This is a genomic window from Ectothiorhodospira lacustris (assembly GCF_022227785.1).
Taxonomy (GTDB): domain Bacteria; phylum Pseudomonadota; class Gammaproteobacteria; order Ectothiorhodospirales; family Ectothiorhodospiraceae; genus Ectothiorhodospira; species Ectothiorhodospira lacustris.
Genome location: NZ_JAJNQM010000012.1, coordinates 25,304 through 40,747 on the forward strand (window position 1 = coordinate 25,304; position 15,444 = coordinate 40,747).

Consider the following 15,444-nt stretch of genomic DNA (forward strand, 5'->3'; position numbering starts at 1 on the left):
CATGGACCTGCCGGGCGGTTCGGGTTAGCCTGCTTCGGATCACCAAACAACCCAGCAGGAGCCAGTCAGCATGGTCACAGCCATCATCCTCATGAATGTGGAACGCAGCCGGATCAACGCGATCGCGGATCGTCTGGCGGACATGAAGGAGATATCCGAGGTGTTCTCGGTGAGCGGCAATTACGACCTCATCGCCATCGTCCGCGTCCCGCGCAACGATGACCTGGCCGAGTTGGTGACCCACCATTTGCTGACTATCGAGGGACTGGAGAAGACCAATACCCTGCTGGCCTTCAAGGCCTACTCCAGGCATGACCTTGAGGCGATGTTCTCGGTATAGGGGGAAAGCGTGTGTTTAACCCCCGTGGAGACCCATGACGGATCTCCGCGGGGCCTGACATGCGGCTCAGGCCGTGGTATTGATGATGGTACCTACGTTGGTGGGGAGTGCGGCACTGCTCACGTCCGGCAATGCCTCCACCAGGGCCAGGGCACCCTGGGCCTGCGTGTCGATGGCCTTTTTGAGCACCGCCGTGCCGACGTCCTGAGCGAGCTGCTGCTGGGACATCCGGGTGGCCAGACTGGCGATTGCGTTGACGTCCATAATGAACACCTTTGGGTTTTGCGTGAATGTCCGAGGCGCCTGCAAGGCTCCTCAGTCAGTAGATCGGCTGATTGGGCGCAGACTTTAATTTAAATTTTCTGAACAATGCCGTTCGATAACCGCCGGGGTGGGCTTGGCAAGGCATCGCCCGGCTTATCTCGGGGATGAATCGTGTTGCAGATATCCAGTAGTGTGGCCCTGGGCGAGTGGGAAATCGAACTGACTCAGATCCGGGCCCAGGGTGCCGGGGGGCAGAACGTAAACAAGGTGTCCTCCGCCGTACATCTTCGTTTTGACATCCCCGGATCCAGCTTGCCAAGGGTGTACAAGGACCGGCTGTTGCAACGCGCCGATCAGCGGATCAGCAAGGAGGGGGTGGTGATCATCAAGGCGCAGCGTTTTCGCACCCTGGAGCAGAACCGGGAAGATGCCCTCGCCCGTCTGAAGGATCTGATCCTGGACGTCATGAAGCCGGTCAAGATACGCAAGGCGACGCGGCCCACTCTGGCCTCAAAGCGGCGGCGTCTGGAGGGCAAGATTCAGCGTGGCAGGACCAAGGCCCTGCGGGGCAAGGTGGGGCCTTAGAGGCTGCTCAGGGCAGCCGGTGCTGTTCCAGCAGGGCCTCGCGGATCCGGCCCGACAGGGGGGCGCCCGCCATGGTCATGATGACGGGGTGGATGTCCGTGGCTTCGTCATTGAGTACCGGCAGGGTGAAGGTGCGCAGCACCCGTCGGTGGGGCTCGCCATGCTGGTCCGGCTGGATCACATGTTCGCCATCCATCTGGCCCACCACCACCCGGGGGCCGGCCTCCAGGATCTCGATCACTTCGCAGTGAATGCCGTCCACCATGGCCTCGCGGCCGATCAGGGATTCCAGAAGTTTGAGCAGGTCTTTCATGGCGGTCAGTATACTCGATGTCAGGGGCCGGCCCGAGGGTCCGGCCCGGCGTCATGATGTGGTAGGCGTACGACACCCTTGCCGTTCATAGGTGATCATTGCATGAAATGGGAAATACTCAAGCTCCAGGACCTGTATCGGGGTTTCTTTCACCTGCGGCATCTGCGTCTGTCCCATGGCCGCTTTGAAGGCGGGGAACCGATGGTCGTCGATCGGGAGCTCCTGGATCGGGGCCATGCCGCCGGGGTCTTGCCCTATGATCCGGTGCGCGACGAGGTGTTGCTGGTGGAGCAGTTCCGGGTGGGTGCGATTGAGTCGCCCCATGGCCCCTGGCTGATGGAGATCATCGCTGGTTTGATCGATGCGGGTGAACGGGCCGAATCAGTGGCGCGGCGGGAGGCCCTGGAAGAGGCGGGTTGTCATCTGGACGAACTGGTGCATGTGCACGACTATTACGCCACACCGGGTAGTTCCACGGAGCGGATTTCCCTGTTCGTGGCGCGGGCGGATCTGTCCGGCGCCGGGGGGATTCATGGTCTGGCCCATGAGGGAGAGGAGATCCGGGTGCATGTGCTGCCCGCGGAAGAGGCCTTTGACCAGCTGGATCGGATGCAGGTGGACACCGCCATGACCATCATCGCACTGCAGTGGCTGCGACTGAACCGGGAGGGCCTGCGGGAGCGCTGGGGCGGGTAGGAAGCCGCCCTTCTCCTGTTGCGGGAGAAGGGCGGGGATGCCTGCTTACTTGTTCAGGCGGCTGTCGATCAGCACGTTCACCACCTCTGGATCGGCCAGGGTGGAGGTGTCACCCAGGCTCTCCAGTTCGTTGGCTGCGATCTTGCGCAGGATGCGGCGCATGATCTTGCCCGAGCGGGTCTTGGGCAGGCCGGCGGCGAACTGGATCAGATTGATCTTGGCGATGGGGCCGATCTCGGTGCGGACCAGCTTGACCAGTTCATCGGCCAGTTCCTTGCTGCCTTCCTCGCCCGCCATGAGGGTGACGTAGGCGTAGATGCCCTGGCCGGTGATGTCGTGGGGATAGCCCACCACTGCGGCCTCGGCCACCTTGGGATGCAGCACCAGGGCGGATTCGATCTCGGCGGTGCCCAGGCGATGACCGGAAACATTGAGCACGTCGTCCACGCGACCGGTGATCCAGTAGTAACCGTCCTCGTCACGGCGGGCACCGTCACCGGTGAAGTACAGACCCGGGTACATCTTGAAATAGGTCTCGACGAAGCGCTTGTGGTCACCCCACAGGCTGCGCATCATGCTCGGCCAGGGGTTTCTGAGGCACAGGTTGCCTTCCGCCGGGGTCTCGGTGATCTCGTTGCCCTGATCGTCCACCAGCAGGGGTTCCACGCCGAAGAAGGGCTTGGTGGCGGAACCGGGCTTCATGTCCACGGCACCCGGCAGGTTGACGATCATGTGGGCGCCGGTCTCGGTCTGCCACCAGGTGTCGACGATGGGGCAGCGGCCGTCACCCACCACCCGATGGTACCACTCCCAGGCCTCGGGGTTGATGGGCTCGCCCACGGTGCCCAGCAGGCGCAGGGTGGAGCGCTTGTGCTTGGTGACGAACTCGTCCCCGACACCCATGAGCATGCGGATGGCGGTGGGGGCGGTATAGAAGATGGACACGTTGTGCTTGTCGCACACCTGCCAGAAACGGCCGTTGTCCGGGTAGTTGGGCACGCCTTCGAACATCAGGCTCTTGGCGCCGTTGGCCAGCGGGCCATAGATGATGTAGCTGTGGCCGGTGACCCAGCCCACGTCGGCGGTGCACCAGTAGACTTCGCCGTCCTTGTAGTCGAACACCAGCTTGTGGGTCATGGCCGCTTGCAGCAGGTAGCCGCCGGTGGTGTGCATGACGCCCTTGGGCTTGCCGGTGGAGCCGGAGGTGTAGAGGATGAACAGCGGGTCTTCGGCGTCCATCGGCTCGGCCGGGCACTCGGCACTGGCGGCGGCTACTTCCTCGTGGTACCAGACATCACGGCCTTCCTTCCATTCCACCGGCTCGCCGCCGCGCTTGACCACCACCATGGTGGTGATGGTGGGGCACTGGGCGGCAGCCTTGTCGGCATTGCCCTTCAGGGGCACCTTGCGGCCACCGCGCAGACTCTGGTCGGAGGTGATGACCACCTTGGCCTCGGCGTCCTGGATACGGTCACGCAGGGCGTCGGGGGAGAAACCGCCGAACACGATGGAGTGCACGGCGCCGATGCGGGCGCAGGCCAGCATGGCCACGGCGGCTTCGGGGATCATGGGCAGGTAGATGGAGACCCGGTCACCCTTGCTCACACCCTTGGACTTGAGCACGTTGGCGAACTTGCAGACCTCGGTGTGCAGTTCCCGGTAGGTGATGGTGCGGTCTTCGGCAGGATCGTCGCCTTCCCAGATGATGGCGGCTTGATCGCCCCGGGTGTCCAGATGACGGTCCAGGCAGTTGTGGGCGACGTTCAGCTTGCCGCCCTTGAACCAGGTGACCCGGGCTTCACCGTCGAAGCTGCCTTCCAGGACGGAGTCCCAGGGCTGGAACCAGTCCAGGTAGGTCTTGGCCTGTTCGGCCCAGAAGCCGTCGGGATCCTGCACCGACTGCCGGTACATGGATTCGTATTGCTCCAGATTGACATGGGCGCTGGCGGCAAAGTCTTTCGGTACTTCGTGAATCTTCACTTCCGACATGGGTTCCTCCTCAAAAAGACATTTGAAACATCGCCAACCGCCATCGGGGTCGGCAGAAATCCTGTTCCCGGGTCTCTACGGACTGTGCTGTCTGTGTCTTGTCGCTGTGTGTCGACCCTGGATGCCTGGTTCCGGTCACGGCCTGCAACGGCGCTATTTATTCCAGAATAACCCGAGCTTATTGTTGCTGCCACATTCCTGTGCGGTTGCGCACCTTATTGGAGCAAAAAACCGGCGACGCGCCGGCCCGTCGTGCTCTGGATGATCCGCACCATCTTGAATGCCTCCCGCAACCGTTGCCGATCTTCCTGCGACAACGTGTCGACAGCGACCCGGTTATCTGCCTTTCGGCCCTGTTCCAGGCAGCGCACTTGGTGCTGGGCCCGCAACAAGGTAATGCAGTCCCAAGCCGCCGTCAGGTCCCGCCCGCCGGCCTCGCTGAGGCGTCCCGAGTCGACGGCCGCCTGGAGTCGTTCCCGTGTACCCAGCACCATCACTCCGTCCGCCAGGGCCAGCAGGCGGGCCAGGCTGACGATGGGCAAGATGCCGACACGCTTGATATTCAGCAGCGGCGCTTGTCGGGTTAGTACCGTCAGCCAGTCGCCGGGTAGCCGGCGCGGCGGGCGATCGTGCAGGGCTTCCACGGCCAGTGCCGCCATGAATCCGGCGTTGTGCCGGGTCAAGGCCAGGATGCGGCGGCGCAAACGCTCAAGCAGATCGGCTTCCCCATGAATACAGCGCAGATCCAGGAAGTTTTGCGCCAGCATCACGGATTTTCGTTCCGGTTGTTCGATCCACTGCTTGAAGTCGCTCTCCCAGGTATCCAGCGGCTGGCGCCACTTCGGGTTGCGGGCCATCACTTCTCCCGAGCAGAGGACGAAGCCGCAAGCATCCAGCCCCGTGGTCACCTGTTCCGCCAACTGGTCGAAATACCCTGACACTCCCCGGTCGGCAGGTCCGGACAGGATCAGGGCATTGTCCTGATCCGTGTGTACGGTCTGTTCCCGTCGCCCCTGTGATCCGCAGGCCACCCAGGCGTAGGGCATGGGGGCCGGACCCAGGGAGACCTCTGCCAGATGGATGAAACGTCCCGTGAAGGCATCTGCCAGGTCCGAGATGATGTGTCCCAGTTCGTCGGCGTTCACGCCGGCGCGGATCAGCTGTATCTGCAATGCCGGGAGCCGACGGCCTAGTTGCTCAAGGTCATGTCGTGTCTCAGCCTCCTTGACCTGGCTGATCAGGGTCTGTACGTCCATCCGTCTCGTCTTCCGGGCTGGTGCGGGGAAACCCCGTATCATGCCCATCCGACGTCATTCTGGCCATCAGTCCGGCCAGGCTTTCAACAAGGAATCTGTGCTGGAGTCACGCCTTACGGAATGATTCCAGCGCAGACATCTTGATCCGGTTTCGGTGCGAAGGGGACCCGCGGCGCGGGTCCCCCGGTTGGTTACAAGATCAGGCGGTGTCGGCACGCGGTACGCGCACGCTCTCCACCAGGGCCTGGATTTCCTTCGGCGGCGGGGCCGTCAGTTTGCAGACGATCAGCGCCACGGTGACGTTGAGCACCGCACCGATGGTACCGAAGCCCTGGGGCGAGATGCCCAGGATCCAGCCGCTGGCGTTGTCGGCCAGCAGGTTGGTGCCCGGAATGAAGAACCAGCCTTTGTACAGGAAGATGTAGACCAGGGTGCTGATCAGGCCGGTGAGCATGCCGGCGATGGCGCCTTCCTTGTTCATCCGCTTGTAGAAGATGCCCATCATCAGCACGGGGAACAGGGAGGAGGCCGCCAGACCGAAGGCCAGCGCCACCACCTCGGCCGCAAAGCCCGGCGGATTAAGCCCCAGGTAGCCGGCCAGGAGGATGGCGCCCGCCATGGAGATGCGTCCCGCCATGAGCTCGTTCTTCTCCGAGATCTTGGGCATGAACACCCCCTTGAGCAGGTCATGGGAGATGGCCGAGGAGATGGCCAGCAACAGACCCGCCGCAGTAGACAAGGCCGCCGCGATACCACCGGCCGCCACCAGTGCGATCACCCAGTTGGGCAGACTGGCGATTTCCGGGTTGGCCAGCACCATGATGTCACGGTCCAGGCGTACCAGTTCATTGCCCTGCAGGTTGTCTTCGGTTGCGAAGGCCGGCGGGTTGCCCTGATTGTAGTACTGGATACGGCCGTCATCGTTCTTGTCTTCGAACACCAAAAGGCCGGTGTTTTCCCAGGTGCGCATCCATTCCGGACGCTCGTCGTAGACCATGGCCTCGCTGGTATTGCCCACCCCGCCGGGGTAGAGGGTGTTCACCAGGTTGTACATGGCCATGGCACCCACGGCCGGAGCGGTGGTGTAGAGCAGGGCGATGAAGATCAGGGCCCAACCGGCGGACTTACGGGCGTCACGCACGCGGGGTACGGTGAAGAAACGGATGATGACGTGGGGCAGACCGGCGGTACCGATCATCAGCGCCATGGTCAGCAGGAACATGTTGAGGGTACTGAAGGTGGCGTTGGTGGTGTACTCGGCAAAGCCCAGATCCACCATCATGCCGTCCAGTGCCTGCAGCAGGTAACGGCTGTCGTCACCGGAGAGGGTGGCGCCCAGACCGGTCTGAGGCAGGAAGTGGCCGGTGAGTTGGATGGAGATGAACACCGCAGGCACGGTGTAGGCGAAGATCAGCACCACGTACTGGGCGATCTGGGTATAGGTGATCCCCTTCATGCCGCCGAGTACGGCGTACACGAACACGATACTCATACCGGCGATCAGGCCCCAGAGGATGTCCACTTCCAAAAAGCGCGAGAAGGCGATACCCACACCGCGCATCTGCCCGATCACGTAGGTGATGGAGATGATGAGCAGGCAGATCACCGCCACGATGCGCGCGCCGTTGGAGTAGAAGCGATCACCCACGAACTGGGGCACCGTGAACTTGCCGAACTTGCGCAGATACGGTGCCAGCAGCAGGGCCATCAGCACGTAGCCGCCGGTCCAGCCCATCAGATAGACCGAGCCGCTGTAGCCCAAGAAGGCGATCAGACCCGCCATGGAGATGAAGGAGGCCGCGGACATCCAGTCGGCCGCCGTGGCCATGCCGTTGGCGATCGGGTTGACGCCCTTGCCGGCCACGTAGAACTCCCCGGTGCTGCCCGCCCGGGCCCAGATGGCGATGCCTATATACAGCGCAAAGGTGGCACCAACCACCAGGTAGATCATTAATTTAAGATCCATAGGATTATCCCCCAGTCGTTATCATTCTTCGTGGACGTCGAACTTCTTGTCCAGGCGGTTCATCCACCAGGCGTAGAAGAAGATCAGTACCAGGAAGGTGTAGATGGCGCCCTGCTGTGCCATCCAGAAGCCCAGCGGATAACCGCCGATGGACATGGTGTTGAGTGCATCCACCATAAAGATGGGGAGCAGGAAGCCGGCAATGAACCACACCGCCAGACACCAGCCGAGGATGCTCAGATTGGCCTTCCAGTAGGCCGTCCTCTGCTCGGCGATGCCGCCGGCGGTCGCGGTACCGGCCAGGGTCTGCCGAATCTGCTCCTTGGTCCTGTCGCTGATGCTGTTTTCTTCCGCCAGGATCTTTTTGAGAAGATCTCTCATTTTTTCACTCATAATTGACTCCTCCGATCAAATCGGTATGCCGGGTTAGGGTCGGACTGCATGCTGTCTTGCCTCCATCTTTAATTCATGAACCAAAGGGTTGCCGTCCTTTGTCCTGTTGTGGGTGACGGGCTCTGTATTCCCTTGGGCCCGGGCTCTACCTTGATGTGCTTACAGCTGATATTCCAGCGCCAGGCGTGACTGCAGCTTGCGGATCTGTCGGAAGGACTCCTTGAGGATCCGCTGCTCCAGTTCATCCAGACGTTCGGGGTTGATGAAGTTGCTCAGGGGCTGGCCGGCCTGGGCCTGCTCATGGTGATTGCGCATGCGCAGCAGCAGGATGTAGTGATAGGCATTGAGCCAGGCCGCCACGTCTTCCCGCTTCATGACGCCGGCCTCGGCACAGGCCTCGAAGCGGCGGGTGGTGTTGCTGTCGGGCATCTCCAGCGCCAGGGCGAAGATGCGGGCCACGTCCACGAAGGGGGTGGTGCCATTGACCTTCAGATCAAGGCTGCGTGGGTGACGCCCGCTGCCGGAACTCACCTTGAAGTCACCGAACAGCCCCAGAGGGGGGCGCAGGCGCAGGGCGTTTTCCGCCATCTGACGGCGGAACCGGCTGTTTTTGGAAGTCTTTTCCAGGAACCAGGCGCGCAGTTCGGCACCCGGCTGCTCACCGCCGTACAGGACGCGGAAATCGAAGTAGATGTTGGCCTTGAGCAGATGTTCGGGGGTGCCCTGTTCGATCCAGCGGGAGAAGCGGGTGCGCCATTCTTCCAGGCTCAGGCAGCACTCCGGGTTGCCGGCCATGACCCGTCCCCGGCACAGGGGAAAACCGCAGATCCGGAGGGCTTCGTTGATCTGCTCCGCCAGGGGCAGCAGCCGGGCACGGATCTGGTCCGCGGTCATGCCGTCCTGGGGCAGGAACAGCATGCCGTTGTCCTGGTCGGTCTTGAGGGTCTGTTCCTGGCGGCCTTCGCTGCCGAAGGAGAGCCAGTCGAATTCGGGGATGTCGCCGTCGGCCTCGTGCAGGCAGAGGGTGATGATGCGGCGGGTGAGCTGGTCGTTGAGCATGGCGATGATCTGGGTGATCTGGTCCACCCGTACCCCCTGGGCGATCATCTGGCCGATCAGCAGGTGGACATCGGTGCCCAGGCGGGCCAGGGCATTGATGTCTTCGGCCTGGCTCATGGAGCGGCTCAGATTGGCCAGGCTGACCCGCTGCAGGGAGAACAGGTCGCCTTCGGAGATCACGCCCCGCAGCCGGCCCCGGTCGACGATACACAGGTGATGGAAGCCGTGACTGGCCATCAGCATGGCGGCCTCGAAGGCAAAGGCGCTGGAGGGCAGGGTGACCGGGTCGGGGGTCATCACGGCGCTGATGGGCTGATCCAGGCCGATCTCGGGCAGGGCCACGCGCTTGAGCAGATCGTGCAGGGTGAATACGCCTAAGGGTCTTTGTTCTGCGTCCGTGATGATGACGCTGCCGATGCGTTCATCCTGCATGGCCTGCAGGGCTTGGCGAATGGGGGCGTCGGGGCGGAGGGTGACGGGTTCGCGTTGGAGGCGTTCGCCGACGGTGGTGTTGAGGGAGGTATCGCCGCCCAGCCCCGAGGCGGTACTGAACTGCACATGGCGCTGGACGGTGTCCAGCAGGCTGGCCAGGCGGCGGGTGCAGAAATCATGGAACTCGGGACACATCTTGAGCAGATGGTTGAAGTCGTCCCGGTCCATCTCGAAGCAGAAGGTGTCCTCGGCCGCCCGATAACGGGTCTTCACCGGCCGTCGGGCCAGCAGGGCACCGATGGGAAAGCATTCCCCCGGTGCCAGGACCCAGGCGGTACTGACGGGGTTGCCGTTGGGGTCAAGGGACTCCCCCAGCACCCGACCCTGCTTGACGATGAAGAAGCGGTCGGCGGGCCCGGACTTGGGGGTCAGGATCTGCTCGTCACGGGTATAGAAAACCAGACGCAGGCGCTTGGCGAGGAATTCCAGATGGACCGGGTCCATCCGGGCAAAGGGCTCGTGGCGGCCCAGAAATTCCATCACGGGAATGAGGACCCCCCGTTGCCGGTCTGCGCTGTTGCCTGGATCTGTCTGCATGGTATCCATGGATGGCCGTGGTCTTGGCGATCATGGATGCAGAAGGTGTGCCAGGTTTTTGTTCCCTGTGGAAACAAGGAGTTGGGATATGGGTGCGCCTGGGGGGTGTTACCTTGGGTAACAGGTGTTACCCAAGGTAACACCCAAGCTCAGATCTTGGGGCGGGGGATGCCCATGCGGTTGCGTCGTTCCCAGAGGGCCTTGCGACTGATGCCCAGTCGCCGGGCCAGTTCCGTTTCGGTCATCTGGGCCTGGTTTTCCAGTACGAAGCGGCGGAAATAGTCTTCCAGGCTGGTATCCGGGCTCTCCTCCTGGGCCGGTCCGGGGGACAGGCCCAGGTGTTCGGCGGTGATCCGGTCGCCGTCGGCGAGGATCACCGCTCGCTCCAGGGCGTTTTCCAGTTCCCGTACGTTGCCGGGCCAGCGATGGGCCTGCATGGCCGCCAGGGCCGTCGGATCCATCTGTGCCGGCGCCTGCTTGAGACGGCGGCAGGCCTTTTCCAGCAGGAAGTCCGCCAGGCGGGGCAGGTCTTCCAGCCGCTCGCGCAGCGACGGCAGGCTGATTTCCATGACCTTGAGCCGGTAGTAGAGGTCTTCGCGGAAGCTGCCTTCGCGCACCATCTGTTCCAGGTCCCGGTGGGTGGCTGTCAGCAGGCGCACGTCCACCTTGCGGCTGCTGTTGGCGCCCACCCGGCGAATCTCGCCGTCCTGCAGCACCCGCAGCAGCCGTGACTGGGCGGCCGGGGTCAGTTCGCCGATCTCGTCCAGGAACAGGGTGCCCCCGTCGGCGGCCTCCGCCAATCCCTGGCGGCTCTGGGCGGCCCCGGTGAAGGCCCCCTTTTCGTGACCGAACAGTTCCGATTCCAGCAGACCCTCGGGTATGGCGGCACAGTTGACCGAGACCAGGGGAGCCCGGGCGCGCCGACTTTTTTTGTGAATGGCCCGTGCCACCAGCTCCTTGCCGGTGCCGGATTCTCCCCGGATCAGTACCGTGGCATCGGTGGGGGCCACTTTCTCCAGGGTCCTGCACACTTGCTGCATGGCGGGTGACTCTCCCACCATGCCTTCCACCGGATAGGCCTGGCCGAGTTGGGACTGTAGCTGGGCATTTTCCTGTTCCAGTTGTCGCTGCTTGAGGATGCGGGCCACGCACAACAGCATCTCGTCATGGTCGAAGGGTTTGGCGATATAGTCCGTTGCCCCCTGTTTCATGGCCTCCACCGCAGAGCGCACACTGGCATAGCTGGTCATGATGAGCGCCGGGGTGTCGCCGCAGTGGGCGAGCATCTCAATGCCTTCCCCGTCGGGCAGACGCAGGTCGCAGATCAGCAGGTCGAAGCGGGCTTCCCCGCACAGACGGCGGGCGTCGGCGATACAGGCCGCCTCTTCGATGCGATAGCCTTCGTGTTCCAGAAGACGCCGCAGGGCGCGGCGGATCACCGCCTCGTCTTCCAGGATCAGGATTCGGTTCAAGCCAGGGTCTCCTCTTCGACGGCCGGCAGCCGGATGTGGAAACGGGTCCCGCCCTCGGGCAGGTTGTCCGCGTAGACCATGCCGCCGTGGTCCTGAATGATGCTGTATACCACCGACAGCCCCAGGCCGGTGCCTTCGCCCGGTGGCTTGGTGGTGAAGAAGGGTTCGAAGATCCGGTCCAGCACGGACTCCGGGATGCCGCTGCCCTCATCTTCCACCTGGATCTCCACGCTGCCGAGGACGTATCCCCCGCGGATGACGATGCGGTCACCGGGTCGGCTGGCCTGCAGGGCGTTGTTGATCAGGTTGACGAAGACCTGCAGCAGTCGCTGGGCGTTGCCGCGGGCGATGAGGCTGTCGGGCACAGCGTTGAAGCAGCCCATATCCCGGCCGCTGTCGCTCAACTGTACCAGGTGGATGGCCTCGTCCACGCAGGCCCGCATGTTCACCGGGGCCGGGCGCAGTCGGGGGACCTCGCCGGCATGGCTGAAGGTGATCAGGGACTGGACGATGTCGTTGATGCGCCGGGTCTGTTCCAGGATCTGCCGGGCGGTCAGGTCCACTTCCGCCGGGTCCTTTTCGTAACGCAGGTTCTGGGCCAGAGAGGCAATGCCGGTGAGCGGATTGCCGATTTCGTGGGCCACCCCGGCGGCGAGGCGGCCGATGGAGGCCAGGCGATCATTGTGGGCTACCTCGCTTTCCAGATTGTGCAGCTCCGTCAGGTCCTCCACCAGCACCACCATCCCCCCCAGCCCATGGGCCACGGAGCTGCCCAGCCCCGAGGATTCGATGGCGGCCTTGTGCAGGTTCAGGCGGCGTTGGCGGCCGTCCACGGTGAGTTGCAGCTTGTAGAGATGCCGATCATCACCGTTGATGAAGGTGCGCAGCACCCCGTCCCAGGGATCCTTGAGTCCGTCCAGGGTTTGTCCCACCGCAAAGGATGAGGAGATGCCCGAGATGGCGGCCATGGTGTTGTTCCAGATCAGGATGTCGCCGCCCGAGGCGATGGAGCAGACCCCCAGCGGCAGTTCATGGAGTACCTGGCGGTGATAGCGGCGCAGGGTGTCCAGCTCCGCCGCCAGTCCCTTGAGCCGCACGGTGGAGTGTTCTAGCTGTTCCTCCACGAAGCGCAGGCTGTCCGCCAGGGCGACCTGGGTCTGGGGCGGTACTTCCAGTCGGTTGTCCACGATCATGCGCGCCAGCAGCGGCCCCATGAGGCCGGACAGATTGCGTTCCAGGCGTGCCCGCAGCTTGCGCAGTTCATTGGGGCGCTGTTCACGGAGATCCAGCTTCAGGTCGCCCAGGGCGCGCTGGATCTCCAGGGTGGCGGTTTGTGGGCCGATGACCTGGGACAGATTGGTTTGCAGCTGCTCGACGTTGCGAATCTCTCCATCCCCCAGCAACCGGCTCGGGGTGAGTTGTTCACGGCGGCAGCTCTGGGAGGCTTCCAGCTCCTCCCGGGTAGGGCGGGTGAGCAGGGAGCCGGCGACGAACAGCAGGCTGTTGAGGGTGAGTGACCAGAAGGTGGCGAAGGCCCAGCGGTTTTCCTCCTCGGCCCCCATCCATCGCATCAGGTTGAAGTCCACCATCGGCAGGCCGGAATCGTGAATCAGCGGGACGATCAGGGCCAGCAGCCACACCACGATGCCGCCCATGAGTCCGGCAATGAATCCCACCCGGTTGGCGCGGGGCCAGAACAGCAGAGCCAGGATGCCGGGCAGGAACTGGGCCACGGCCACGAAGGAGATGAGGCCGATCTGGGCCAGGCCCTGGTTGAATTCCAGCAGCCAGTAAAAGCCGTAGCCCATGCCGATGATGAGCAGGATCAGGACCCGCCGACCCCACAACAGCCAGCCGTAGAGATTGTTCCGGGGCAGGGATTGCTGGCGATAATGGGCCGGCAGGATCAGGTGATTCAGGCACATGGCGGCCAGGGCCAGGGTGGTCACGATCATCATGGCGCTGGCGGCGGAAATCCCGCCGATGAAGGTGAACAGGGCCAGCCAACTCTGGTCTGCCGCCACCGGCAGCCCCAGTACGTAGTAATCAGGGGCGGTCTGCAGGCTGGTGGCCTGACCGGCCCAGAGGATCAGGGGGATCGGCAGGTTGAGCAGCAGCAGGAACAAGGGGAAGGCCCAAGTGGCCACCTGCAGGGAGCGGGGGTTCATGTTTTCCACGAAGGTCATGTGGAACTGGCGAGGCAGCAGGAAGGCGGCGGCAAATGCCAGCACCATAAGCGTCATCCATGGGCCTTCACGCACCGGTTCGTACAGGGCCTCCAGGGCTTCCGGGTGGGCGGTCAGCCACGCATCCAGTCCGCCGAAACCGCCGAAGATCCCGAACAGCGCGAAGCCGCCCACGGCCAGCAGGGCCAGCAGCTTGACGGCGGACTCGAAGGCGATGGCCACCACCAGGCCCTCATGCTTTTCCCGGGGGGTGATGTGACGGGCGCCGAAGAGGATGGCGAACAGCATCAGGGTGGCGCAGAAGCCCAGGGCCAGGAGATGGGGCGTGTCCTGCTGGGTGAGCACGGAGACGGATTCGGTGACCGCTTTGATCTGTAGGGCGATGTAGGGAAGGATGCCCGCCAGCATGAACAGGGTGACGATGACCCCGGTCCACTGGCTGCGATAGCGGAAGGCAAACAGGTCGGCCAGGGACGTCAGTTGATATTCCCTCACCAGACGCAGCAGGGGGGCCAGCAGCAGGGGGGCCAGCAGGAAGGCAAGGGTGACCCCGAGATAGATGGTGAGGAATTGATAACCCTCGTTCTTGGCAAAGCCTACGCTGCCGTAAAAGCTCCAGGAAGTGGCATAGACCCCCAGCGACAGGGTGTAGACCAGCGGGTGATGTACCAGCCGGGCGGGCAGCCAGCCCTTTTCCGCCGCATGGGCGATGAAGAACAGCATTGCCAGATAGGCGACCCCGACCCCGTAGAGCAGACCGATCTCAGAAATCATGGCGGCCTCGTCGCCATTGCACCAGCCAGGCCAGGCCGATGACCAGGCCCCAGAGCAGGTACGGGAGGTACCAGGGCATGCCCGGCCGGGTCCACCACGCCACCAGCGGCGAAGCGAACAGCAGTACGCCGAGCAGGAACAGCAGAAGCGTCTTGTCCTGGGATGACATGGAATGGAGCCTGATGTTGATCCTTCAAACCCGCAAGGATGCAGCATCCGACGGGCTCAGGCCAGCATCAGGCCCGGAACGGCCAGTGCGCCAAGGCATGTTCCAGTAGTGCGGTCGGGGTAGCATCCCGCCAATCCACGGGCAGGGGCAGATCCAGAAAATCCATGACGGCGGCCAGGTTGGTCAGGGGTGTGGTGTCATCTGCCGCCGGGGCGTGAGTCTGCTTGGAGAGCTTGTCGCCGGTGCCGTTCAGGACCAGGGGGTGATGCAGATAGGTCGGTGAGGACAGTCCCAGCAGTCGCTGCAGGTGGAGCTGGCGGGGAGTGGAGTCCAGCAGGTCGCTGCCCCGTACCACATGGGTGATGTCCTGGAAGGCATCATCCACCACTACCGCCAGCTGATAGGCGGTGAGTCCGTCAGCGCGACGGATCACGAAGTCACCGATTTCCCGGCTCAGGCGCTGGCTGACGAGGCCGTGGTGACGATCGTGGAAGCCGATGGGATCGTCATGGGTGCATACCCGCAGGGCACGGGGAGACCGTCCGGGTGCCAGTCCCTGCCGACAGGTACCCGGATAGACCGGGCCTTCCAGTCCGGTGCGGCCGATGGCGGCGATCTCCCTGCGGGTACAGCCACAGTCGTAGGCTTGCCCGCGATCGCGCAACGCCGTCATGGCCTCGGCATAGGCATCAAGGCGGGTACTCTGGTAGAGGATGTCCCCGTCCCAGTACAGGGCATGGGCTTCCAGGGTGCGCAGAATGGCGTCGGCGGCGCCGGGCTGTTCCCGGGGTGGGTCCAGGTCTTCGATGCGCACCCGCCAGGTGCCCTGGTGGGCGCGGGCATCCAGAAAGGAGAAGACAGCGGCGACCAGGGAACCCTGGTGCAGGGGGCCGGTGGGGGAGGGGGCGAAACGGCCGACGTATGTCATGGGTGGCCGGTCGGCGAATCAGGCC

Annotated in this window: 14 protein-coding genes; 3 read left to right on the plus strand and 11 right to left on the minus strand. The window is 63.5% G+C overall.

Translation table 11 applies throughout. The features are described from left to right. Positions 1 to 70 precede the first annotated feature (70 nt). Entirely contained in the window at positions 71 to 340 is a 270-nt protein-coding gene (locus tag LQ952_RS04030) for an Lrp/AsnC family transcriptional regulator (protein ID WP_238617601.1), read from the plus strand. Between the two features lie 66 nt (positions 341 to 406). Here LQ952_RS04030 and LQ952_RS04035 read toward each other — a convergent pair whose 3' ends face one another. Next, on the minus strand, positions 407 to 604 hold the full coding sequence (locus LQ952_RS04035) for a YjfB family protein (RefSeq protein ID WP_238621375.1): 198 nt from the start codon (positions 602 to 604) through the stop codon (positions 407 to 409). Positions 605 to 775: 171 nt separating this feature from the next. On the opposite strand from LQ952_RS04035, the gene arfB reads away from it, so the two are divergent. Then, a complete protein-coding gene (gene arfB, locus LQ952_RS04040) occupies positions 776 to 1,189 on the plus strand; it encodes an alternative ribosome rescue aminoacyl-tRNA hydrolase ArfB (RefSeq protein ID WP_238621376.1) in 414 nt (137 codons plus the stop codon). A 7-nt stretch (positions 1,190 to 1,196) separates the two neighbouring features. On the opposite strand, the gene LQ952_RS04045 is transcribed toward arfB, so the two are convergent. Next, positions 1,197 to 1,502 (minus strand): hypothetical protein, encoded by a 306-nt coding sequence (locus tag LQ952_RS04045; protein ID WP_238621377.1) that lies wholly within the window; start codon positions 1,500 to 1,502, stop codon positions 1,197 to 1,199. Positions 1,503 to 1,604: 102 nt separating this feature from the next. Between LQ952_RS04045 and LQ952_RS04050 the strand changes: the two genes are divergently transcribed. Continuing rightward, positions 1,605 to 2,198: an NUDIX domain-containing protein gene (locus LQ952_RS04050; protein ID WP_238621378.1), complete on the plus strand. Its 594-nt coding sequence runs from the start codon at positions 1,605 to 1,607 to the stop codon at positions 2,196 to 2,198. A gap of 45 nt (positions 2,199 to 2,243) precedes the next feature. On the opposite strand, the gene acs is transcribed toward LQ952_RS04050, so the two are convergent. The 9 genes from acs to gluQRS form a co-directional block, all read right to left on the minus strand. Beyond that, positions 2,244 to 4,187 (minus strand): acetate--CoA ligase, encoded by a 1,944-nt coding sequence (acs, locus tag LQ952_RS04055; protein WP_238621379.1) that lies wholly within the window; start codon positions 4,185 to 4,187, stop codon positions 2,244 to 2,246. A 215-nt stretch (positions 4,188 to 4,402) separates the two neighbouring features. Beyond that, positions 4,403 to 5,443, minus strand: coding sequence for a DUF294 nucleotidyltransferase-like domain-containing protein (locus LQ952_RS04060; protein ID WP_238621380.1), 1,041 nt, complete (start codon positions 5,441 to 5,443; stop codon positions 4,403 to 4,405). A gap of 199 nt (positions 5,444 to 5,642) precedes the next feature. Then, on the minus strand, positions 5,643 to 7,409 hold the full coding sequence (locus tag LQ952_RS04065) for a sodium:solute symporter family protein (RefSeq protein WP_238621381.1): 1,767 nt from the start codon (positions 7,407 to 7,409) through the stop codon (positions 5,643 to 5,645). Between the two features lie 21 nt (positions 7,410 to 7,430). Then, on the minus strand, positions 7,431 to 7,685 hold the full coding sequence (locus LQ952_RS04070; protein ID WP_238621400.1) for a DUF4212 domain-containing protein: 255 nt from the start codon (positions 7,683 to 7,685) through the stop codon (positions 7,431 to 7,433). A 276-nt stretch (positions 7,686 to 7,961) separates the two neighbouring features. Further along, positions 7,962 to 9,890, minus strand: a complete 1,929-nt coding sequence (locus LQ952_RS04075; protein WP_238621382.1) for a putative nucleotidyltransferase substrate binding domain-containing protein — start codon at positions 9,888 to 9,890, stop codon at positions 7,962 to 7,964. Between the two features lie 149 nt (positions 9,891 to 10,039). Then, entirely contained in the window at positions 10,040 to 11,362 is a 1,323-nt protein-coding gene (locus LQ952_RS04080; protein ID WP_238621383.1) for a sigma-54-dependent transcriptional regulator, read from the minus strand. Beyond that, positions 11,359 to 14,322, minus strand: coding sequence for an ATP-binding protein (locus LQ952_RS04085; protein ID WP_238621384.1), 2,964 nt, complete (start codon positions 14,320 to 14,322; stop codon positions 11,359 to 11,361). The genes LQ952_RS04080 and LQ952_RS04085 overlap by 4 nt, the downstream gene beginning before the upstream one ends. Then, positions 14,312 to 14,491 (minus strand): hypothetical protein, encoded by a 180-nt coding sequence (locus tag LQ952_RS04090; RefSeq protein ID WP_238621385.1) that lies wholly within the window; start codon positions 14,489 to 14,491, stop codon positions 14,312 to 14,314. The genes LQ952_RS04085 and LQ952_RS04090 overlap by 11 nt, the downstream gene beginning before the upstream one ends. A gap of 67 nt (positions 14,492 to 14,558) precedes the next feature. Then, a complete protein-coding gene (gluQRS, locus tag LQ952_RS04095) occupies positions 14,559 to 15,419 on the minus strand; it encodes a tRNA glutamyl-Q(34) synthetase GluQRS (protein ID WP_238621386.1) in 861 nt (286 codons plus the stop codon). Positions 15,420 to 15,444 lie beyond the last annotated feature (25 nt).

Coding starts and splice junctions, on each gene's coding strand:
- LQ952_RS04030 (WP_238617601.1), top strand. CDS start 71: ATGGTCACAGCCATCATCCTCATGAATGTGGAACGCAGCCGGATCAAC.
- LQ952_RS04035 (WP_238621375.1), bottom strand. CDS start 604: ATGGACGTCAACGCAATCGCCAGTCTGGCCACCCGGATGTCCCAGCAG.
- LQ952_RS04045 (WP_238621377.1), bottom strand. CDS start 1,502: ATGAAAGACCTGCTCAAACTTCTGGAATCCCTGATCGGCCGCGAGGCC.
- LQ952_RS04050 (WP_238621378.1), top strand. CDS start 1,605: ATGAAATGGGAAATACTCAAGCTCCAGGACCTGTATCGGGGTTTCTTT.
- acs (WP_238621379.1), bottom strand. CDS start 4,187: ATGTCGGAAGTGAAGATTCACGAAGTACCGAAAGACTTTGCCGCCAGC.
- LQ952_RS04060 (WP_238621380.1), bottom strand. CDS start 5,443: ATGGACGTACAGACCCTGATCAGCCAGGTCAAGGAGGCTGAGACACGA.
- LQ952_RS04065 (WP_238621381.1), bottom strand. CDS start 7,409: ATGGATCTTAAATTAATGATCTACCTGGTGGTTGGTGCCACCTTTGCG.
- LQ952_RS04075 (WP_238621382.1), bottom strand. CDS start 9,890: ATGCAGACAGATCCAGGCAACAGCGCAGACCGGCAACGGGGGGTCCTC.
- LQ952_RS04085 (WP_238621384.1), bottom strand. CDS start 14,322: ATGATTTCTGAGATCGGTCTGCTCTACGGGGTCGGGGTCGCCTATCTG.
- LQ952_RS04090 (WP_238621385.1), bottom strand. CDS start 14,491: ATGTCATCCCAGGACAAGACGCTTCTGCTGTTCCTGCTCGGCGTACTG.
- gluQRS (WP_238621386.1), bottom strand. CDS start 15,419: ATGACATACGTCGGCCGTTTCGCCCCCTCCCCCACCGGCCCCCTGCAC.